The sequence below is a fragment of the Deltaproteobacteria bacterium genome, assembly GCA_019309045.1.
Lineage (GTDB): Bacteria > Desulfobacterota > Syntrophobacteria > BM002 > BM002 > JAFDGZ01.
Genome location: JAFDGZ010000011.1, coordinates 38,909 through 58,533 on the forward strand (window position 1 = coordinate 38,909; position 19,625 = coordinate 58,533).

The window sequence follows — 19,625 nt, forward strand, 5'->3', positions numbered from 1 at the left end:
GACTGTAATCCCGCAGTCCAGGTATGGGATGCCATGATTCTGCAGGGTAATTCTGACGGCATGCCGGCCTGTGAAACATTGGCCGAATTATTTTTGCGCCTGAGCCTCGGACTTGCTCTGTCTGTGTCCTGAGGGTGTTGCTAGTGGAACAACTATTTGTCGAGGTTGCCGTAGTATTACCGGTACAACAGACATTCTATTACCGGGTGCCGCCCGAACTTGGCGCCCTGGTGGCTGTGGGCAAGCAGGTGCTGGTGCCTTTCGGCCGTCGCCGTCTCACTGGCTATATTGTTGGCATGGTTGAGGAGTTTGCAGATGGCGCTGGGACTGCAGTCCGGGATGTAATCCAGGTGAGCTCGGATCACTCCTATTTTTCCTTGTCTCATATTGCCTTTCTCAAATGGCTCAGCAGTTATTACCTCCATCCCTTGGGACAGGTGCTCCAGAGTGCGCTACCCTGGGGACTGGTAAGCAGCAGCCGCCGCACTGCCCACATCAGTGAAGTTGGTCTGTCACTGTTGGCAAACGGCAGGGGGAGCCAAAAAGAAGCAAGAGTGCTTTCTCTGGTGCAACAAACTCCCGGACTTACTCTTCAGCAAATACAAAGACGGCTGCCGGGGGAATCCACCTCCAGCATCTGCAGAATACTCGCAGAAAAAGGTTTGCTGGTCTGGGACGACCAACTTCGAGCACCTGCCATAAAGCAGAGAACACTCAAGGTGGTACGACTGCAGAGAGAGGCGACTCCTGCGCTGAAAGCCGAGCTGAGCCCTCAGGGAAAAAAGGTTCTATCTCTACTTGAGCATGGACCCTGCTTCCTCAAAGAGCTCAGGAGGCAGGTGAAAACCATTGACTACTGGGTGGCAAGGCTTGGCAAAATGGGACTGGTGGCGGTGGAGGACAGAGAAGTCTACAGGGTACCAGCTGGAGCCGCTTTCAAGAAGGATTTTCGCCCTCCGAGGCTCACTGCCTGCCAGCAGCGGGCTGTGGCGGAGATTACCAGGGCCATGCAATCCCGCAAGTTTGCCAGATTTCTGCTCCATGGGGTAACTGGCAGCGGCAAGACTGAAGTTTATCTCACGGCTGCAGGACAAGCTCTCGAAATGGGACGGCAAGCCTTGGTACTGGTGCCAGAGATTGCTTTGACCAGCCAGATGGAAAACCTGTTGCGCAGTCGGTTCCAGTCGAAAGTGGCCATTCTGCACAGTGGACTGGGCAGCGGTGAGAGGCGGGATGAATGGCTGCGAGTTTTGCGAGGAGAGGCCGAGGTAGTTGTGGGGGCGCGCTCAGCTGTTTTTGCTCCTTTACAGAAATTGGGGCTCATAGTGGTGGACGAAGAGCATGACGGCTCCTACAAGCAAGAGAAGGGATTTCGGTACCATGCTCGCGATGCAGCAGTGATGCGAGCCAAGATGGCGGATGCAGTGATTGTCATGGGCTCTGCAACTCCGGCACTTTCCTCCTACTACAATGCCCTGCAAGGAAAGTTTCAATTGCTTCGCTTGCCCCAGCGCATCGATAAGCGGCCGCTGCCGCATATTACCATACTGGATATGCGACAGCAGCATGGGAATCGGTTGCTTGCCAGACCGCTTTATGAGGCCCTCGGTGAGACTCTATCTCAGGGAAAACAGGCCCTCCTTCTGGTAAACCGGAGGGGATATGCTCCTATTCTGCTTTGCCGTGGCTGTGGCCACGTGCTTGGCTGTCGGAACTGTGAGGTGAGCCTGACCTGGCACAAAAGAGACGGCCTTGTCCGCTGCCACCTGTGTGGCCTCCACATGGAAGTACCCGGCAGCTGCCCCTCTTGCAGCCTCAAAGGCCTCAAGCCGCTGGGGTTCGGGACGCAGCAACTGGAAGCCGAGGTCAAGAGGCTGTTTCCAGAAGCACGCGTTGCCCGGATGGACAGGGACACTACTCGCTCCAGAAAGGCGTACAGTCAGGTGCTCGGCGATCTCTACCGAGGAGATATTGACATAATGGTGGGGACCCAGATGATTGCCAAGGGGCACGATTTTCCCAATATTGTGTTGGTCGGGGTGGTGGCTGCTGATATTGCTCTCAAATGGCCGGATTTTCGGGCTGCGGAGACCACTTTTCAACTCATGACCCAGGTGGCTGGCCGGGCTGGCCGGGGTGATACCCCTGGACGAGTGTTTGTCCAGACCTACAATCCCGGACACTACAGCATTTATTTTGCTCGGAGCCACGACTATGCGGGCTTTTTCGAGGCTGAACTGGAGTACCGTCGGCAACTGGGCTACCCACCTTTCCGGCGACTTGTTCTGCTGCATTTCCGAGGGAATGTGGAGGATAAGACGAGGAAACAGGCTGAACGTATTGCTGCTTACTGCAGGGAATTAAAGGAGATGGCGCCGCAAAAATTTGCTGAGTTGGAAATTTTGGGACCGGTTCCCGCTCCGGTGGCAAGAGTAAAAGGAAAATATCGCTATCAGCTTCTTATCAAGGCAAAGAGCGTTTCAGTTCTAAGTCAGTTCACCCACAAAGTAGTATCCTGCGGTGAGAGGACCTTGAGAAGAAGCGGCGTGTCGTTGCAAGTGGACGTGGACCCGCAATCTGTGGTGTAAGAAGGCCATCTCTAATCATTTTTGCAAGAAGAGATAAAGTGCCAGGCCAACGAGTATACCGGCGAAAATCTTGCGAAAATGAGGGGTGGATACCGACTCCAGGAGTCGAGGACCGATCTGAGCTCCTACAACGCCGCCTATGCCCAGACAGAGGCCTGCCTTGAAATCCACATTTGCCAGCTTCTGGTGAGCAATGAGAGCGGAAGCGGATATGATGATTATGGCAGCAAAAGAGGTTCCTACTGTTTTTTGAGCTGAATATCCCATAAAGAGTAGCAGCGGCACCATGAGAAAGCCCCCGCCGAGACCTGAAAAAGAAGCACCTATGCCCACCAGTACACCGAAAAGTGTCAACAACAGCATGTGCGTCATAAAGCCACTCCTCTCTTGTGCTGCGTTCTACTGCAAAACCGGTTTACCTCGAGCGTACCATGAAAATTATCTAGCGTCACCGGCACATTGCTGATGATATTCACCAGAAGAGATAGGGTCGGAGGCTATCCCCTCACCGGGCGGCTGCAAGCGGCGATTTCATGCCTCCTTGAAATTTATCGGTGACAACGGTCTACTCTTTGAAAGTAGACAGGCAGAAGCTCTTGGAGTTATCATGGATCGAAATGGTCAACGATGCCAGCCAATTTTGTCTGCCCGGGAGGCAGCGCTCTTATAGTCCAATGCCGTCTTGGCAGACTTCCTGTCGAGCCGGGCGGCCAGGTTGGCTTCAAGGCCTCGAGTAAAAGGGGCTGATCCAGGGTATGAATGTTAAAGGGGGCAGCAGTGAATCTCAGCACTCTTTTCACGGAAGCGGCAGGGGCTGTTCAGGCAATTGTCAAGGAGTTGCAGACATTCTCCGCAGCACTGCACTATGCCGTGGATCTTACCATTGCCCAGGGAGGCCGTACTCTGGCGGCGCCAGGACTGCCTGCCGGAGACAAAGAGCAATTGCGGAAGCTCTGTGAGAAGCAGCAACTCACCATGTTGGACAGGGATCTCAGGCAGCAGGGTGAAGGATTTCATACAGGGTTTACTGTGGCTGATTGGGGTATTGCCGAGACGGGCACTGTGGTGCTGGATTCGAGCAGCGAGGACTTGCGGCTCGCCAGCATGCTCTGTGAAACGCATGTTGCGGTGGTTGCCAGCAGGCGGTTGCTTGCCAATACGCAGGCTCTCGAAGAGGAAGTCAACCAGCTGCTGGCAAAAGGACCTCGCTACCTGGCCTTCATCACAGGTGCCAGCCGCACCGCAGATATCGAAAGAGTGCTCACCATAGGTGTGCACGGGCCCAAAGAACTGCACGTCTTGCTTCTGCAGGAGATCTAACAGCATGAGTGGCAGCAAGGATGACCGGAAAGAGTATAGATACAGGCTGGGCAGAGCACTGCAAGATTCCTTCTTGCGCCAGAGCCTGGAAAATTTTGCTCTAGCGTATCCAGAAAGCAGGAGGCAAGCGTTCGCAGGCCTCGATTTCCAGGAACTGGTCGACGACATTGCCGCCAGGAAAACGGCGGCAATGTCTCAGCTGGAGCAATTGTATCAGAGCTTCAAGAAGAATGCCGAGTCAGTGGGAGCCGTGGTCCACCTGGCAACAACAGCGGAGGAGGCAAATGAGATTATTGCTGAAATCGGCCGCTCCAGAGGAGTCCGCAAAATTGTCAAGTCCAAATCCATGACAGCCGAGGAGACCTTCCTCAACAAGCACCTGGAAAAAGAAGGCTTCCAAGTTACTGAAACGGACCTGGGTGAGTGGATAATCCAGCTGCGCGGCGAGGGTCCGTCGCACATGGTGATGCCCGCCATCCATCTGTCACGGCAGCAGGTGGCAGAACTTTTTGCCGAGGTCAGTGGAGAGGTGCAGGATCCTGATGATATTCAGGCCCTGGTGCAGGTGGCCCGCAAACACCTGCGCCGGGCGTTTCTGCAGGCAGATATGGGCATCAGCGGCGCCAATTTTGCTATTGCTGACAGCGGCGCCATTGGCATCATTACCAACGAAGGCAACGGCCGCATGGTGACCACCATGCCAAAGACGCACGTGGTCCTCCTAGGTTTGGACAAGCTGGTACCCGATCTGTCCACGGCACTGCGCCTGCTTGCTGTTTTGCCCCGCAACGCCACCGGCCAGAAGATCACCTCCTATGTCACCTGGATTAGCGGCGCGGTTGCCCACGGCTGTACTGGGGCAGAGCGCAAAGACTTCCACATTGTCTTTCTCGACAACGGCAGGCTGTCCCTCGCCCGAGATCCAGTGTTTTCAGAAGCGTTGCGTTGCGTGCGCTGCGGCGCCTGCGCCAATGTCTGTCCCATCTATCGGCTGGTGGGGGGCCACAATTATGGTCATGTCTACATCGGTGCCATCGGCCTCGTCTTTACTCTTTTCTTTCATGGGCGAGACAATGCCAGAGTGCTGCTGGGAAACTGTTTGAACTGCCAGGCCTGCAAAGAGATATGTGCCGCTGGCATCGACCTGCCGCGGTTGATTACTGAAGCGAAGCGGTTCACCCTGGAAGACCAAGGCAAACCTGTGGCAAACAGGCTGCTGGCAACTGTGCTTGGCAACCGCAAGCTGTTTCATTTCTTGCTGCGGCAGGCCTCGCTCCTGCAAAAACCTCTCACCGAGGCCGGCTACCTCCGTCATCTTCCCCTCTTTTTCAGCAGAGAGCATCGCTTCAGGCGTCTTCCCGCACTGGCCAGTACTCCACTGAGGGACAGCTGGTCGCGCCTTGCCACACCTCCAGCAGAACCGCGGCTCAAAGTGGCCCTTTTTGGCGGCTGCCTGGTGGATTTTGTCTACCCAGAGCAAGGAAGGGCCCTGGTGCGGCTGCTGGCAGCATATGACGTGCAGCTGGATTATCCTCCCGACCAGACCTGCTGCGGTTTGCCTGCCATGATGCTGGGGGAGAAGGCCACAGCCCGTCAGGTTGCCAGGCAGAATGTTGCAGCTCTGAACTCGGACGCCTACGATTATATCCTCACCATTTGTGCCTCTTGTGGCTCACATCTCAAACGACAGATGCCGCTCCTTCTCAGTGAAGACAGGGATGTTGCCGCTGCGGCCCGCTCATGTGCTGCTAAGGTCATAGATTTCAGTTCATTCATGGTGCGGGTGCTCGAGATCGACAGGGAGAAGTTTCCTGGCAGGAAGCGTAAAGTAGCCTATCATGCGCCCTGTCATCTCTGTCGTGGTCTGCGGGTGGTCCAGGAACCCCGGCAACTGTTGCACAAGGCGGGATTGCAATACGTTGCCTCAGAGGATGAGGATATGTGTTGTGGCTTCGCTGGTTCCTATTCAATTGACTTTCCGGAGATTTCTGCAGAAATCCTGCAAAGGAAATTGACTCACTTGCAGGCCAGCGGAGCAGAAATGGTGGTGACTGACTGTCCAGGATGTGTATTGCAGCTTCGCGGTGGCCTGCAAGTGAGAAACAGCAATATGAAAGTGCGCCACATGGTGGAGGCAGTGGCTGAGGAACTCATCTAGCACGGCTGCAGAAAGAGTTGGGCTCGGAAGGCGTGCTGCGCCAGCTGCCCGGGACTTGAATGCCGAGCATTTTCCAAAAATACCTCCAAGGGTTGCAGAGCCGAGGCAGGCCGTCTGCCGGTTCTGCTTCCAGGTGTTGGGATAGTGTCTCCTGCCGCCGGACAGCAGGGGCCACGGATGCCCGCCAGTGTGGCTGCGGCATTATTCAGGAATCAGCTGAGCCAAGTGAAGCGGCGAGTTCGAAAAAGAGTGCGGCAGCTGAGCGGATGCCGCTCTGAAAGTCTGCAACAGAGAAGCGCTCGTTGGGTGAATGGGCGCCGTCATCTGGACGTCCCCAGCCAAGAAGCAGTATATCTTCACACGCCAGTATCTTGTGAAAGAGCCCCACAATGGGAATTGAACCCCCTTCCCGAATGAAAAGAGGGGCTCTGGAGAAACCCTGTTCAATGGCTCTTTTGGCGGCCTGCACTGCCGGGCGATCGCGGGAGACCAGCACAGGGTCGGAGCCGTGAAGTTCTTCTATTTTCACCTCGACCCCGGCTGGGGCAAGTGACGCCACGAAGTCCTTGAAGAGAGCATTTATGGTTTCAGCACGCTGATTCGGCACCAGACGCATGCTCACTTTGGCCCCAGCCCTGGCAGGAATGATGGTCTTGGCACCTTCGCCGCTGAAGCCGCCCCAGATGCCGTTCACGTCCAATGTGGGCCGGCCTGCCTTGCGCTCTACCACAGTATAGCCATCCTCGCCGGCGAAACAGTGCACTCCCAGGTAGTCGAGCATAGCCTTTTCATCGAAGGGCAGCTCTCTCATTTCCTGACGCTCCCATTCTGCCAATGGCAGGACCTCGTCATAAAAGCCAGGAATGGCTATGCTGCCGTCTGGTCTCTTGAGCTGCGCCACGAGGTGACAGAGGACCTGAATGGGGTTTGCCACCACGCCGCCATAGCTGCCGGAGTGAAGATCGAAACGGGGTCCCTGGACGTCTATCTGCAGATAGCACAATCCCCTGAGGGCGTAGGTGATGGCCGGCATGCCAGGGGCAAACTGAGAACCGTCAGAGATGGCAATGGCGTCAGGTGTCAATTCCAGCCGGTGATCAGAGAGAACATTGGCCAGGTGAGGGCTGCCGATCTCTTCTTCTCCTTCGAGCAGGAACTTGGTATTGAGGGGAAGTTCGCCCCTGGTGCGCAGTATGGCATCCACTGCCTTGAGATAGGTGAAATGCTGTCCCTTGTTGTCAGTGGCGCCCCGAGCATAGACGAAGCCCTGATGCAAACTGGGCTCGAAAGGTGCAGTAATCCACTCGTCCAATGGATCAGCAGGCTGGACATCGTAGTGGCCGTAAATGAGCAGGGTGGGCAGAGATGGGTCCACCAGACGTTCCCCGTAGACCACAGGGTGTCCTGCAGTTTCAATAAGGCGCACCTCGTGTTCGAGGTGCTCGAGCTGTTCTGAGAGCCACCTGGCAGCTCTGTGGATATCAGCAGCATGCTCTGGATCAGTGCTTACGCTGGGAATGCGTAAAAACTCCAGAAGCTCGTCGAGGTAGGCAGTATGTCTGGCCTCGACAAAGGCAAAAATGTCTTGATAATCCATAGAATAACTCCTTCGGCATTGAGAGAAGTTCGTCCTGCTCTGTGGCAGGTTTCTTCGATCTTCGAGGCACAGGTTCATGCCGTCAGTACGCCTGGCTTGACTGCCCCAGGATAACCATACGGCAAAATGAGGATGATGCCTACGATTTTTCTTGACCAGGAGTATTTCGAGATGTTAGCAGAACACACTCTACTGACTGGCATCTTTGACAAAGCGCAGCTAGACTGGGGCCTCTGCCGGCATGAGGTTAGCAGCAGGCTCAGGCAGCCGGGTGCTGGCAACTGTTGAGTCAGCTTTGCTGATGAGCACTCTTGTGCTCCCTTATACAGGGAAGCCGGTGCTGTATGTGCTCTTGCACTAATAATGGCTCTGTTCTAGTGGCGCTCTGAGTCGGCTCCATACGAGTAAGAAAGCTGTCCATGTCCGCACTAACCTGGGTCGTCATTCTTTTCAGTCGGATGGTCCTCAACCTGGGGGTCAGGGTCACCTACCCCTTCTTGCCGGAAATCGCTCGCGGCCTGGACATTCCTTTTCATCAAGCCGGACTGCTGGTTGCGGGCCGTCATGTGGCAGGGCTTACAGCAGTGTTGTGGGGCATGCTCGGAGAACGGCGCGGCTATGTCTCCGGCATGCAGACAGGTCTACTGTTGCTGGTTGTCGGCAGTGCCATAGTGTGGTGGAACAACAGTTTCGTTATCGTGCTTGGCGGCTTTTTGCTGCTCGGCCTGGCCAAGACAGCCTACGATCCCAATGTGCAGGCCTTCGTCAGTGAAAGAGTCCCTTATTCCAGGAGGGCCCGAGCCCTTGGCATCCTGGAGTCGGCCTGGTCTGGCAGCTGGTTTCTTGGCATTCCTCTGTGCGGTATTCTCATTGCCCACCTGGGCTGGCATGGGCCCTTTGCCTTCCTTTGTATAGCATCTTTGCTTGCTGTGGCAGGCACCAGAAAAAGTCAACAGCTGACAAACAGCACGTCCTCTAGCAGTTCTTTGCAGCCTGAGGGGGGCGCGGAAGAGGAGAATTCCACTGTTCGAGAGGTCTATGCCCTAGTTGTTCTAGGGGTAAGTCTTTTCATGGTCTTTGCCAATGAGAATATGGTGATTGTTTATGGGGCCTGGCTGGAACAAACTTTTCACATGGAGGTGGAGAAACTCGGGTTCTTTTCCATTTTGGTGGGCCTGGCTGAACTGGCGGGTGAGTGCACCGTAGTATTCTTTGTGGACCGCATAGGAAAGAAGAGAGCCATATTGATTGGCCTTGCTCTTACGGGCTGCAGCTACATCCTGCTGCCGTTTTGCCAGGGCTCCGTGAAGTTGGCTCTGACGGCCCTGGTGCTGCTCTTCTATTTTTTTGAATTCACTATTGTGTCAATTTTTCCTTATGTGTCCGAACTGGTGCCCTCTAGACGCGGCAGCTGGCTGGCGTACAACTACAGCCTCATGGTGGTCGGTAGATTGGCAGGCTCCATGGTTGGCCCCTACCTGTGGGATCTTACTCAGAATATCTCTTATCTGGCCGTCATCTCCGTGGCAGCGCAGGTTCTAGCGATTGCGCTGCTGTTGGCAGCCCGCAGAAGGCGTTGACATGCGGCTGGATCTTCTCCTGGAAGTGGTGAGTATCGGGCTGAAAAAATTATTGGTCCTGATCCTCGCATCGGGAGGACCGCAACGCTGATTTCCTTGTGAGACGGGCCCTTCCCTGGACCTTGCAGCTGGTCGGTTGATTTGCTGCGCGAAACTGTTCCGAGACACGTTAGCTTTCCCCCCTCTGTTGTTGTTGCCGCAGGGCCATGACCTCGGAACGTGTTATCAGCGCTTCCACATCAGGGCAGTATCTTTCTATGTTTTGTCTACCGTTCATCTCCTCCCGGTCTACCAGGACAACGACCTTTGCCACCTGGAGCGACACCTGCTGCATGGCCTCGATTGCCTTTATAGTGGAGCCGCCGGTGGTGATGACATCGTCCACTACCACCACCCTGTCGGCTGCAGTGAATTCTCCTTCCACTGTGGCAGGAATTCCATGATCCTTTTTCTCTTTGCGGACGATGAGTTCTCTGATGGGCTTGCCCTCCAGCTGTGAGATGAGGGATACCGCCCCGGAGATGGGCACCGCTCCGAGTTCCAAACCTCCTATGGCGGAGACGTCCAGGTGCTTGATTTTGGCGAAGATTAAACGCCCGATGAGTTCTTTTCCTTCTGGATGGAGCATGGTGGGCTTGCAGTTGAAGTAAAAATTGCTCGTACCACCTGAGACCAGTTTGAAAATTGGCTCTGGGGCATATTTGAACGATTTCTCCAGTATGATCTCCAGCAATCTTTTTTTCATCCTGCCAGTATTCCTTTCAAGAGGGAATAGTGTCATTGTTGCTGCGCTTTCCAGATAATTGCCTTCGGGGTGCATACTTCAGGACTGTACCGCATTTGCGCGCTCGTTTCTGCAGAGATTATCTGCTTCTCCGTGGTGTCAAAATAGTATAGAGGATTGCTGCCTGATGCAACCCTGTTTCTCTGGTGGCAGCCTCGGGAAGGGACATGGAAAATGGTACCCCGACAGGTCTGCTCTCGGGATGGCCATTGTTTTCCCACTTGACCACACGTCCTGCTAGCAGGTATAGGCATAGCCATAAACGGCTGCAACTTTCTGAGGAGAAGTGCTTTCATGGAAGCAAAGGACCGACTAATATTTCCTCTTGATGTTTCGACCAGTGACCAGGCTTTGCAGCTGGTTTCCTTGCTGGATCAACATGTGGGTGTCTTCAAGATAGGCCTGGAGCTTTTTGTGGCTAATGGGCCAAAGATCGTGGAACAGATCGCCGAGGCAACTGCTGCCGGGATCTTTCTTGATCTCAAGCTTCATGATATCCCCGCAACGGTTCAGGGAGCCATCCAGCATGCATGCCGCCTGAAGGGCGTAAACTTTATTACAGTCCATTGTGTCCCCAAGCTCATGGAGGCGGCGGTGAGTGCGGCCTCTGCCCGGGTAAAGATTCTGGCGGTCACCGTTCTCACCAGTCTCGACACATCTGATCTGCTGGCCCTTGGCATACGGCAGGACTTGGCGGCAGAGCCAGTGCGCCTGGTGGTGCAAAAGGCTGCTATGGCCAGAGAGGCTGGCTGCGCCGGCGTGGTCTGCGCAGGACATGAGGCTGCTGCAGTGAAAGGAAATTTTGCAGATGATTTGCTGGTGATTACCCCCGGAATCCGTCCCAGCTGGCTCGGCAAAGTAGATGATGACCAGAAGCGGGTGGTAACGGCCTTGCAGGCAATCAGGAACGGTGCTGATTATATAGTGGTGGGCCGCCCTATTCGCATGGCTGCAGATCCAGTGAGAGCGGCAGCGCGAGTGGTGCGAGAGATCGAGCAGGGTCTGAGCCCGGATGTGCCATGATTTCCGCTTTGACCGGGCATCAACCATGGTGGTAGGGTTTGCTCTTGCCGGGTCATCTGCCCGGCCTATGGGGGGAGACGAAGAGCGGTGCACAAACACGAAGAATACATGGCAGAAGCCATTGCCGAAGCAAGAAAAGGCCTTGCGGCGGGTGAAGTGCCGGTAGGAGCGGTGGTGCTCAGCGCGGAGGGCCGACTGGTGGCTCGAGCTCATAATCAACCTATTGGTCTGCTTGACCCGAGTGCTCATGCCGAGATTCTGGTTCTGCGGAGGGCCTCACAGCAGCTGGGAAACTACAGGCTGCCGGGTTGTACGCTCTATGTAACCCTGGAGCCGTGCGTCATGTGCGCTGGAGCCCTGATTCTGGCAAGGTCGGCCTGCATAGTCTATGGGGCAGCCGACTCCAGAGGTGGAGCACTGGAGTCGGTGTACCAGATAGGCAGCGACGGTCTACTCAACCACCGCTTGCAAATAATCTCTGGGGTAATGGCAGAAGAGAGCCGGGCGCTGCTGCAGGATTTTTTCCGCTGCCGACGAAAAGGAGGTTTCGAACTATAAAGAGTTTTGCTACAATCACTGTGGACTATCTGGGACAATTTCGGTGGAGAGGTACCGAAGTGGTCGTAACGGGGTCGACTCGAAATCGACTTGTCCGGTGAAGAGCCGGGCACGTGGGTTCGAATCCCACCCTCTCCGCCAGCCACATAAAACTTTGACGATACACGGCAAACAGGCAAGAGGAGAACAGGCGCTGTCAACAATAGAGAAGTTTGTGGAGGGAAATGAGCTGAATTCTGCCAGGCACCAGATGTAAGCTTTCAGCGGAGAGATGCCCGAGTTGGCCGAAGGGGCACGACTGGAAATCGTGTGTTCCGCCACAAGCGGAACCGTGGGTTCGAATCCCACTCTCTCCGCCATTTCTTTTCCTCTTTTTTGTTATTCTTCCTTGTAGTCCAGGAGGGCTAAATAGTCTTGGTGGCGGAATGGTCTTGCCTGGAAGCGCATCATTGAGACGAGGCTGGCACAGGTAACATTGGTGTCCACCTTCTCCGGTGAGGCGGGGTGTGGCCAGAAATAATACAGGCTGTCTGGCCACTGCTAGTGAGGCGATTTTCCTATGAGCTATCTTGTGCTTGCTCGCAAGTGGAGACCGCAGCGTTTCGAGGAGGTCATCGGTCAACCGCATGTGGTGCAGACTCTGCAGAATGCAATAGCGGGCCGCATGATCGCCCACGCCTATCTGTTCACTGGCGTTAGAGGGGTAGGCAAAACATCCGTGGCCCGCATCCTTGCCAAAGCGTTGAATTGCAGAAAAGGTCCCTCGCCTACCCCATGCAACGAGTGTGAAGTTTGCAAGGAGATCACCGCGGGGGAATCCCTGGATGTGCTCGAGATCGACGGTGCCTCCAACAGGGGGATCGAGGAAATCCGTGAGTTGAGGGAAAATATCAAATTCTTGCCGGCAAGGAGCCCTTACAAGATATATATTATTGATGAAGTTCATATGCTTACTGGGCCAGCGTTCAATGCCCTTCTCAAGACCCTGGAAGAACCGCCCGCGCACGTGATTTTCATTTTTGCCACCACTGAGCCCCACAGGATTCCAATAACTATCCTAAGTCGATGTCAGCGCTTTGATTTTCGGCGCATTGCCTTGGCTGACATGATGGCACACTTGCGCCATATCCTCAAAGAGGAAGAGGTCGAGATCAGTGAAAACAGCCTGCGCATTCTTGCCCAGCAGGCGGACGGCAGTCTGCGTGATGCGCAAAGCCTTCTGGAACAGTTGATTGCCTTTTCCGGAAAAGAGATAAGCGATTCTGCTCTGCTTGAAGTACTAGGCATTATTGACCGACAGGCCCTGGAAGATACGGCCACTGCCCTGATTCACGGGGATGCTGCCCACTGCCTGGGCATTATTGACCAGCTCTACCGGTACGGCCATGATCTACGCCGGTTCTGCCAGGAACTCGCCGGTTACTTCCGCCACATGCTGGTGACAAAAATGAGCCAGCAGCCTGAAAAACTGGTAGACCTGACCCCGGACGAAATGTCTGTCGTGCAGAAGCAGGCGGAGAAAGTCAATATAGTAACCCTGCAGCAGTTTCTCCATTTCCTCATGCGGACCGAAGAAGATATCAGAAAAGCAGCAGACCCCCGGTTGGTCCTGGAGATGGCTCTACTCCGGCTGGTGCAACTGCCTCAAGTCATGGACATCAATAAACTGATCACCAGGATGGAGCTGTTGGAAAAGCGACTGTCCAGGGAAGGCGGGGAGCCCAGCGGCACGAAAGGGCAGCGGAAACAAGCGCCCCATTCGCCGGCTGGATCCAGCACAGAGCGTCCCGCAAAAGTCGATGCACTGCATGAAGGGGAAGGACCCCGAGTCGACTGGCACCATTTTCTTGAACATGTTCGACAGCAGAGACCTTCCCTGGCGGCACATCTTCAGCGTGTGCAAGTGAGCGAGCCGGAGCCGAATAATCTGGTGCTGGATTTTGGCGGCCATCATTTTGACTACGAAATGGTGAGTGACAGTGAAAACCTTGCCTTACTGCGCAGTCTGGTCCAGGATCTGTACGGCAGGAATGTGAGAATCACTCTCAAAGAGGAAAGCCAGGAGGTGAGAAGGAGCGGCAGAGCTCAAACAGACTTGCAGCGCCAGCTGCATCGACAAGCACTCAAACATCCACTGGTACTGGAGGCCCTCGAGGTGTTTGGCGGTGAGATTGTCGAGGTGCGCACTGATGCTGATATAGTGAAGTCCGGCTAGGTGTGGTGGGTTTTGTTGAAATAGGTGGAACGATGTGGGGCCCAGTGGGTGTGGGCGCAGGGTGTTCACCGACTGTGAAGTCTGAAGAGCGGTAGCAACAACAAGAGAGGAGGATCTCCATGGCGAAAGGTTTTGGAGATATGATGCGGCAGGCCAAGCTTCTGCAGGACAAGATTGCCAAGATGCAGGAAGAGCTCGGAGAAAGGGTTGTCGAGAGTTCTGTGGGCGGCGGCATGGTCATTGCCAGGGCAAACGGCCGTCAAGAACTGCTATCCATCTCCCTGGAACCTGAGGTGGTGGACCCTGATGACATCGATATGCTGCAGGACCTCATTGTGGCAGCGGTGAATGATGTAATGAAAAAGGCCCAGGAAATGGTTGCCGAGGAAATGAGCAAACTCACCGGGGGTTTGAAGATTCCCGGTGGTCTAAAGATTCCCGGGTTGTTCTAGCTTGCGGCAGCTTTATGAAAAATACTTGTCCGGGGCAAATGACAAGCCTGGCATAGAAGCTGCTTATAAAATTCATACACCGAGTCAAAGGATTTTCTTATGGTAGCTTACCCACCAGCTCTGAGACGCCTCATCACTCATCTGGCAAAACTGCCTGGAATAGGTGAAAAAACAGCCACTCGCCTGGCCCTTTATTTGTTTCGGGCGCCGGGAGAGCTGGCACAGGAGCTGGCAGCAAGCATAGTGGAGGTGAAGAAAGAAATTGGCTTCTGTTCCCGCTGCTTCAACCTGGCAGACGAGGATCCTTGCCTCATTTGCCGAGACGCCAACCGGGATACCGGGATTCTCTGTGTGGTAGAAGAGGTGGGCGATCTTCTGGCACTGGAAACAGCGGGTGTATTCAAGGGCCGCTATCATGTGCTTCAGGGGGTGTTGGCGCCTCTTGATGGTGTGGGGCCCGAAGACTTGCGAATCAAGGAGCTTCTGGAACGGCTGGGCAGGGAAAGGGTCGAGGAGGTAATTCTGGCGCTCAATCCCAGCACCGAAGGTGAGGCCACCGCAGCCTATCTGGCCAAACTTCTTGCAGACAGAGGTATACGAGTGAGCCGCATCGCTCAGGGCATCCCTATGGGCGGCGATCTCAAGTACAGCGACGCCGTCACTTTACAAAGGGCCCTGGAGGGGAGGCGGCAGACCTACTAGATACCGGCAACTCCCTTGACTCCTGCGCTCTATAAAGATATAGATGCTATGGTAATTCCAGCGGCTCTGGCAATTGTTCCAGATCACACTCTCACCTTCCGCCGACAGCAGTGGAATTCTACGGTTGCTGGGCAGGTGCCAACAGGATGACAAAAATGATCGAGATACGTTTCCATGGACGGGGTGGACAAGGCGCAGTGACCTCGGCTGAACTGACTGCTCTGGCAGCCATCGAGCATGGCAAGCATGCCCAGGCTTTTCCGAGTTTCGGTCCTGAACGTAGAGGCGCACCAGTAATGGCATTTGTTCGGGTCAGCGATGAGACGATCCGCAGTCGGGAGAAAATTTATGAACCTGATATAGTGGTGGTTCTGGACCCTAGCCTGCTCACCATCGTAGACGTGGCCGCTGGTCTGAAGCAAGAAGGCATAGTGGTGCTGAACACCACAAAAAGTGCCGCAGAAATCAGGGAAGCATCGGGGATAACAGCAAGGCTGGCGTTGGTGGATGCTACCCGTATAGCGGTGGAGAGTATGGGAATTCCCATCACCAATACCACCATGCTTGGCGCCATGTTGAAGGCCACGGGATTGATGCCTGTGGAGGCCCTGGAAGGGCCGCTCAAGGAGCGCTTCGGCCGCATTGCGGCAAAAAATCTTGTGGCCCTTCAGCGGGCATTCGAAGAAACAGTTGTCGAGGAGTGAGCGGTGGCCAAAGAGACTGGCATGGTGAGCTGGAAAGAGCTGGAGCTCGGGTGCACGATTGTGGAACCAGGAAGCTCCAGCAAGTTGAAGACTGGAGATTGGCGGTCGCAGCGGCCGGTTACTGACTATGAGAAATGTGTAAAGTGCGGCATGTGCTATATTTTTTGTCCTGATATGGTGTACAAACCAAATAAGATGGGATTTTTTCAAGCTGACTACTATTATTGCAAAGGATGTGGGATTTGTGCCAGGGAGTGTCCAGCTGAGGCTATAACTATGGTGGAGGAGAAAGTCTAGCCATGGCAAAACGAATCGGCATAGAGGTGTCGCTGGCAGTCAGTGAAGCGGTGAAGCTGGCGGATGTAGATGTGATTGCCGCCTATCCCATTACGCCCCAGACTCATATTGTCGAACATCTCTCTGAGCTAGTGGCTGACGGTGAGCTGGACGCAGAGTTCATACCAGTTGAATCCGAACACTCAGCCATGAGCACCTGCTGCGGTTCGGCGGCTGCCGGGGCCCGCACCTTTACGGCCACCAGCTCCCAGGGGCTGGCGCTCATGCTGGAGATTTGTTACATCGCCCCGGCCCTGCGACTGCCCATTGTCATGGCAGTGGCAAACCGGTCGCTCTCGGCACCAATAAGTATCTGGAATGACCACAGTGATCTGATGGCCAGTAGAGACACCGGCTGGATTCAAACCGTGGCTGAAAACGGTCAGGAGGCTTTTGATCTCATCCTGCACGCCTTTCGGGTTGCGGAAGATCATCGGGTCTTGTTGCCGGTCATCGTTAATATGGACGGCTTTACTCTGACTCATGTGATCGAACCCATCGAGATCCTTAGCCAGGAAGAAGTTGCCCGCTACTTGCCCCCATACAGCGCCAGGATGCGACTGGATACCGCCAAACCGGTGACCATGGGACCAGTTGGTGTGCCGGAAGTCTACACCGAGGCCAAAAAGGCTCAGGACGAAGCACTCAAGGCTGCCAGGCCGGTGATACTGGAAGCCTGGGAAGAATTCGGCAAGCATTTTGGCCGCTACTACAAGCCAGTTGAAACTTATTGCACGGAAGGGGCTGAGACACTGTTGATTACCATGGGAAGCATCGGCGAGACTGCCATGAGTGCAGTGGATGCCATGCGCAGTCAGGGGAAAAAGGTGGGTCTGGTGCGCTTGCGCCTGTGGCGCCCCTTTCCTTTTACGGAATTCCTGGAGGCGGTCAAGGGAGTGAAATACCTGGCAGTGGTGGACCGGGCCCTGGGTCTCAACGGTGCGGGAGGTCCTCTGGCCACGGAAATAAAGGCAGCTCTTTACGACGAGGAAGAACGTCCCTATATCTGGAACTATGTGGCTGGACTCGCGGGCCGTGATGTGACAGTGGAAAATTTCGTTGAGATGGCTGATGGAGTGGAGGCTGCTGCCGCAGACAATCTAAAGTCCGACTATACCATCATCAATGTGAGGGAGTGATGAGCAGTGCAACCGAACAGCTGAAAAAATTCAAGACGTTCAGCCCCAAGAAGCTGCCCCTCGAGGAACCACTGGCGCCTGGACACCGTGCCTGCCAGGGGTGCGGTGAGGTTCTGGCCCTGCGCCAGGTGATGAAAGCACTGGGAAATGAAGTGATCGTGGTGAGTGCCACAGGTTGCATGGAGATCATTTCCTCTGCCTATCCACAGAGCGCCTGGCGAGTGCCCTGGCTGCACGTGGCCTTTGAAAATGCAGCAGCAGTGGCCAGCGGTGTGGAGTCGGCCTATAAAGTAATGGTGCGCAAGGGCAAGATTCCCAAAAAGAAGGTTACTTTTCTGGCCATAGCCGGAGACGGCGGCACTGCAGATATCGGTCTCCAGTCTCTATCCGGAGCGCTGGAGCGCGGCCATGACTTCATCTACGTGTGCCTTGACAACGAGGCTTACATGAATACCGGTATCCAGCGTTCCAGCTCTACCCCATATGGGGCAATGACCACCACCTCGCCGCCCGGCAAGAAAAGCATTGGCCAACACACCTGGAAGAAGAACATGGCTGCCATTGCCGCAGCCCATGACATACCGTACGTGGCCACAGCTTCACCAGCATACTATGTAGATCTCATGAACAAAGTGAAGAAGGCGTCCCTCATCGAGGGACCCGCATACCTGCACATATTTTCTCCCTGTCCCACTGGCTGGCGCTGCGCCCCTCACGACTCCATTCAGACGGCGCGCCTGGTGGTGCAGACGCGAATTTTCCCACTTTATGAGGTGATTGAAGGCCGCTGGAAACTGTCGCGCAAAATCTCGAAGCCAAAGCCGGTGAGCAAATACCTGAAGCTGCAGCAGCGCTTCCGGCACCTGACGGAAAAGGACATAGCCTTCATTCAGGCCAGGGTGGACAAGGAGTATGAAGAATTGCTCGCCAGGTGCGGCCTGCAGGAAGGAAAGGAAGTACCCGGCAAAATTGGCACTTGACATAAACAAGCCACTTCGATAAACAGACTCAGTCTGAACAACATGAAACATGTGATCCCCGGTAGCTCAGTTGGTAGAGCGGGTGGCTGTTAACCACTTAGTCGGCGGTTCGAGTCCGTCCCGGGGAGCCAAATTACGAACCAAGGGAGGGTGGTTTACACGCAAAGCCGTAGATATTGATAGTGATTCCACTGTCTTGGACTATAATATCGCGGATAATGCGTTGCAGGTATTCGGCCCTTTCCTTGGGGAGAAAAGTCTCAAATAAATGAGAGAAGTCCTTGAGGGCTTCAAGGACAATCTCGGCATTTACTTGAGAGGGCGAGTTGGCTATCAGCATAGCCAGTTCGCCTTTTCTATTAGTTAGTTCTGCTTGCTCGGCTTGCAGTTGCTCAACCTTTTTCTTAAAGAGAGTGACCACGTTGCCGCCGCCTTGGCCGACCGCTTCTAAAAAATTGTCAATCTCTTTCTGTATGGCCTTAATCCTTTTGTCAATTTGTTTGATTTCCTCTTCATAGGGACGGGTGGCTTGGGCTAGATTGAGGTTGACCTGTTGGACTATGTTGGCAAACAGGTCCTCTTGGGCCGATATTTCTTTGAGCTTGTCTACCACTTGGGCCTCGAGCCGGTCCGCGTTGGTATAGCCCACCGGGCAGTCTGTTTGGGGATAATTCTGCTTGTGCAGGCACCGGTAGTAATAGACATAGCCGGCTCGGCCTTTGACGTAATAGGGCGTCAGGGCGCAGTCATGATGGCCGCATCTGACCAGCCCTCGCAGGAGGAAAACCCGATCAGTCTTTCTCTTGGCGTGCAGTCTCTGTCTGGTCTTCTTGTTTAAGGCGAAAAACAGGTCTGGCTGGATGATGGGTTCATGGATGCCGTCGTAATACTGGCCGCTTTCCACTATTTTTCCGGCATAAACTGGATTAGACAGAATAATGTCAACGCTTTTTTTCTGCCAGGGTTTTCCGGCCCGGTTGGTTAGTCCTTGTAAGTTTAATTCGCGGTGCACCAAGGCCAAGGATTTGGTCTGGGCGTATTTTTCAAACATGAATTTAACCACGCGCGCTTCCTCTGAGTTGACGACAAGCCGTTTATTTTGATTGGTGTATCCGTATGGCACTGAGCCGCCGTTCCAGAGGCCCTTTTGGGCTCTGGCCAGTCTTTTTTCTCGGGTGCGGTCAGCTATCATGTCGCGCTCAAACTGGGCAAAGTCTATCAGGATATTCCGGAGCAGCCGGCCGGCCGGCGTGGAGGTGTCTATGCCTTGAGTGACGGATACGAGATCCACGTTATGGTCTTCCAAGGTCTTTAGAATCCGGTGAAAGTCCCGGACTGACCTGGAAATTCGGTCCAGCCTGATGGTGACCACCACGTCGATTGCGCCGGAACACGCGTCTGACAGCATTTCCTGGAGTTTGGGCCGCTTGAATTTGTCGCCGCTTTCAGCCGGATCTTCATAGATTTTTACCAGTTCCCAGCCGTCTTG

At 54.6% G+C, this 19,625-nt stretch carries 17 protein-coding genes and 3 tRNA genes; 16 read left to right on the forward strand and 4 right to left on the reverse strand.

What is annotated here, in order from left to right:
- Nucleotides 1-143: 143 nt before the first annotated feature.
- Nucleotides 144-2,588: a primosomal protein N' gene (gene priA, locus JRI89_04105; protein MBW2070420.1), complete on the forward strand. Its 2,445-nt coding sequence runs from the start codon at nt 144-146 to the stop codon at nt 2,586-2,588.
- A gap of 15 nt (nt 2,589-2,603) precedes the next feature.
- Here the strand turns inward: priA and JRI89_04110 are convergent, their stop codons facing one another.
- Complete coding sequence (locus JRI89_04110) at nt 2,604-2,960, reverse strand: sulfite exporter TauE/SafE family protein (GenBank protein MBW2070421.1); 357 nt, start codon at nt 2,958-2,960, stop codon at nt 2,604-2,606.
- Between the two features lie 405 nt (nt 2,961-3,365).
- On the opposite strand from JRI89_04110, the gene JRI89_04115 reads away from it, so the two are divergent.
- Both JRI89_04115 and JRI89_04120 read left to right on the forward strand, forming a co-directional pair.
- On the forward strand, nt 3,366-3,908 hold the full coding sequence (locus JRI89_04115; protein MBW2070422.1) for a lactate utilization protein: 543 nt from the start codon (nt 3,366-3,368) through the stop codon (nt 3,906-3,908).
- Between the two features lie 4 nt (nt 3,909-3,912).
- On the forward strand, nt 3,913-6,066 hold the full coding sequence (locus JRI89_04120) for an LUD domain-containing protein (GenBank protein MBW2070423.1): 2,154 nt from the start codon (nt 3,913-3,915) through the stop codon (nt 6,064-6,066).
- Between the two features lie 205 nt (nt 6,067-6,271).
- Here JRI89_04120 and JRI89_04125 read toward each other — a convergent pair whose 3' ends face one another.
- Nucleotides 6,272-7,663, reverse strand: a complete 1,392-nt coding sequence (locus JRI89_04125) for a dipeptidase (protein ID MBW2070424.1) — start codon at nt 7,661-7,663, stop codon at nt 6,272-6,274.
- 419 nt (nt 7,664-8,082) lie between these two features.
- Between JRI89_04125 and JRI89_04130 the strand changes: the two genes are divergently transcribed.
- Entirely contained in the window at nt 8,083-9,243 is a 1,161-nt protein-coding gene (locus JRI89_04130) for an MFS transporter (GenBank protein ID MBW2070425.1), read from the forward strand.
- 169 nt (nt 9,244-9,412) lie between these two features.
- Here the strand turns inward: JRI89_04130 and pyrE are convergent, their stop codons facing one another.
- Nucleotides 9,413-9,988 carry an orotate phosphoribosyltransferase gene (pyrE, locus tag JRI89_04135; protein MBW2070426.1) on the reverse strand — a complete coding sequence of 192 codons (576 nt, stop codon included), beginning with the start codon at nt 9,986-9,988 and terminating at the stop codon, nt 9,413-9,415.
- A 333-nt stretch (nt 9,989-10,321) separates the two neighbouring features.
- Here pyrE and pyrF point away from each other — a divergent pair, with 333 nt between their 5' ends.
- The 12 genes from pyrF (at nt 10,322) to JRI89_04195 (ending at nt 18,267) form a co-directional block, all read left to right on the forward strand.
- Entirely contained in the window at nt 10,322-11,050 is a 729-nt protein-coding gene (pyrF, locus tag JRI89_04140) for an orotidine-5'-phosphate decarboxylase (protein ID MBW2070427.1), read from the forward strand.
- Nucleotides 11,051-11,158: 108 nt separating this feature from the next.
- On the forward strand, nt 11,159-11,608 hold the full coding sequence (locus tag JRI89_04145; GenBank protein ID MBW2070428.1) for a nucleoside deaminase: 450 nt from the start codon (nt 11,159-11,161) through the stop codon (nt 11,606-11,608).
- A 45-nt stretch (nt 11,609-11,653) separates the two neighbouring features.
- Nucleotides 11,654-11,749: transfer RNA gene (locus JRI89_04150), tRNA-Ser, on the forward strand.
- Between the two features lie 124 nt (nt 11,750-11,873).
- Nucleotides 11,874-11,967: transfer RNA gene (locus JRI89_04155), tRNA-Ser, on the forward strand.
- A 200-nt stretch (nt 11,968-12,167) separates the two neighbouring features.
- Complete coding sequence (gene dnaX, locus JRI89_04160) at nt 12,168-13,823, forward strand: DNA polymerase III subunit gamma/tau (protein ID MBW2070429.1); 1,656 nt, start codon at nt 12,168-12,170, stop codon at nt 13,821-13,823.
- A gap of 119 nt (nt 13,824-13,942) precedes the next feature.
- Complete coding sequence (locus JRI89_04165) at nt 13,943-14,275, forward strand: YbaB/EbfC family nucleoid-associated protein (GenBank protein MBW2070430.1); 333 nt, start codon at nt 13,943-13,945, stop codon at nt 14,273-14,275.
- Between the two features lie 99 nt (nt 14,276-14,374).
- On the forward strand, nt 14,375-14,977 hold the full coding sequence (gene recR, locus JRI89_04170; GenBank protein ID MBW2070431.1) for a recombination protein RecR: 603 nt from the start codon (nt 14,375-14,377) through the stop codon (nt 14,975-14,977).
- Between the two features lie 155 nt (nt 14,978-15,132).
- Entirely contained in the window at nt 15,133-15,681 is a 549-nt protein-coding gene (locus JRI89_04175; protein MBW2070432.1) for a 2-oxoacid:acceptor oxidoreductase family protein, read from the forward strand.
- 21 nt (nt 15,682-15,702) lie between these two features.
- Entirely contained in the window at nt 15,703-15,978 is a 276-nt protein-coding gene (locus tag JRI89_04180) for a 4Fe-4S binding protein (protein ID MBW2070433.1), read from the forward strand.
- 2 nt (nt 15,979-15,980) lie between these two features.
- A complete protein-coding gene (gene porA, locus JRI89_04185; protein ID MBW2070434.1) occupies nt 15,981-17,156 on the forward strand; it encodes a pyruvate ferredoxin oxidoreductase in 1,176 nt (391 codons plus the stop codon).
- The gene (locus JRI89_04190; protein ID MBW2070435.1) at nt 17,156-18,136 is read left to right on the forward strand and encodes a pyruvate synthase subunit beta; all 981 of its coding nucleotides are present in this window, start codon (nt 17,156-17,158) and stop codon (nt 18,134-18,136) included. The genes porA and JRI89_04190 overlap by 1 nt, the downstream gene beginning before the upstream one ends.
- A 55-nt stretch (nt 18,137-18,191) precedes the next feature.
- Nucleotides 18,192-18,267: transfer RNA gene (locus JRI89_04195), tRNA-Asn, on the forward strand.
- 2 nt (nt 18,268-18,269) lie between these two features.
- Here JRI89_04195 and JRI89_04200 read toward each other — a convergent pair.
- Nucleotides 18,270-19,625 (reverse strand): recombinase family protein (locus tag JRI89_04200; GenBank protein ID MBW2070436.1); only part of this gene is annotated, 1,356 nt, incomplete at its 5' end.

Excerpts from the sequence above, each read along its gene's own strand:
- pyrE (MBW2070426.1), bottom strand. The coding sequence starts at position 9,988 with ATGAAAAAAAGATTGCTGGAGATCATACTGGAGAAATCGTTCAAATAT.
- JRI89_04110 (MBW2070421.1), bottom strand. The coding sequence starts at position 2,960 with ATGACGCACATGCTGTTGTTGACACTTTTCGGTGTACTGGTGGGCATA.
- JRI89_04190 (MBW2070435.1), top strand. The coding sequence starts at position 17,156 with ATGAGCAGTGCAACCGAACAGCTGAAAAAATTCAAGACGTTCAGCCCC.
- JRI89_04175 (MBW2070432.1), top strand. The coding sequence starts at position 15,133 with ATGATCGAGATACGTTTCCATGGACGGGGTGGACAAGGCGCAGTGACC.
- JRI89_04145 (MBW2070428.1), top strand. The coding sequence starts at position 11,159 with ATGGCAGAAGCCATTGCCGAAGCAAGAAAAGGCCTTGCGGCGGGTGAA.
- porA (MBW2070434.1), top strand. The coding sequence starts at position 15,981 with ATGGCAAAACGAATCGGCATAGAGGTGTCGCTGGCAGTCAGTGAAGCG.
- JRI89_04125 (MBW2070424.1), bottom strand. The coding sequence starts at position 7,663 with ATGGATTATCAAGACATTTTTGCCTTTGTCGAGGCCAGACATACTGCC.
- pyrF (MBW2070427.1), top strand. The coding sequence starts at position 10,322 with ATGGAAGCAAAGGACCGACTAATATTTCCTCTTGATGTTTCGACCAGT.
- JRI89_04120 (MBW2070423.1), top strand. The coding sequence starts at position 3,913 with ATGAGTGGCAGCAAGGATGACCGGAAAGAGTATAGATACAGGCTGGGC.
- dnaX (MBW2070429.1), top strand. The coding sequence starts at position 12,168 with ATGAGCTATCTTGTGCTTGCTCGCAAGTGGAGACCGCAGCGTTTCGAG.
- recR (MBW2070431.1), top strand. The coding sequence starts at position 14,375 with ATGGTAGCTTACCCACCAGCTCTGAGACGCCTCATCACTCATCTGGCA.
- JRI89_04180 (MBW2070433.1), top strand. The coding sequence starts at position 15,703 with ATGGTGAGCTGGAAAGAGCTGGAGCTCGGGTGCACGATTGTGGAACCA.
- JRI89_04165 (MBW2070430.1), top strand. The coding sequence starts at position 13,943 with ATGGCGAAAGGTTTTGGAGATATGATGCGGCAGGCCAAGCTTCTGCAG.
- JRI89_04130 (MBW2070425.1), top strand. The coding sequence starts at position 8,083 with ATGTCCGCACTAACCTGGGTCGTCATTCTTTTCAGTCGGATGGTCCTC.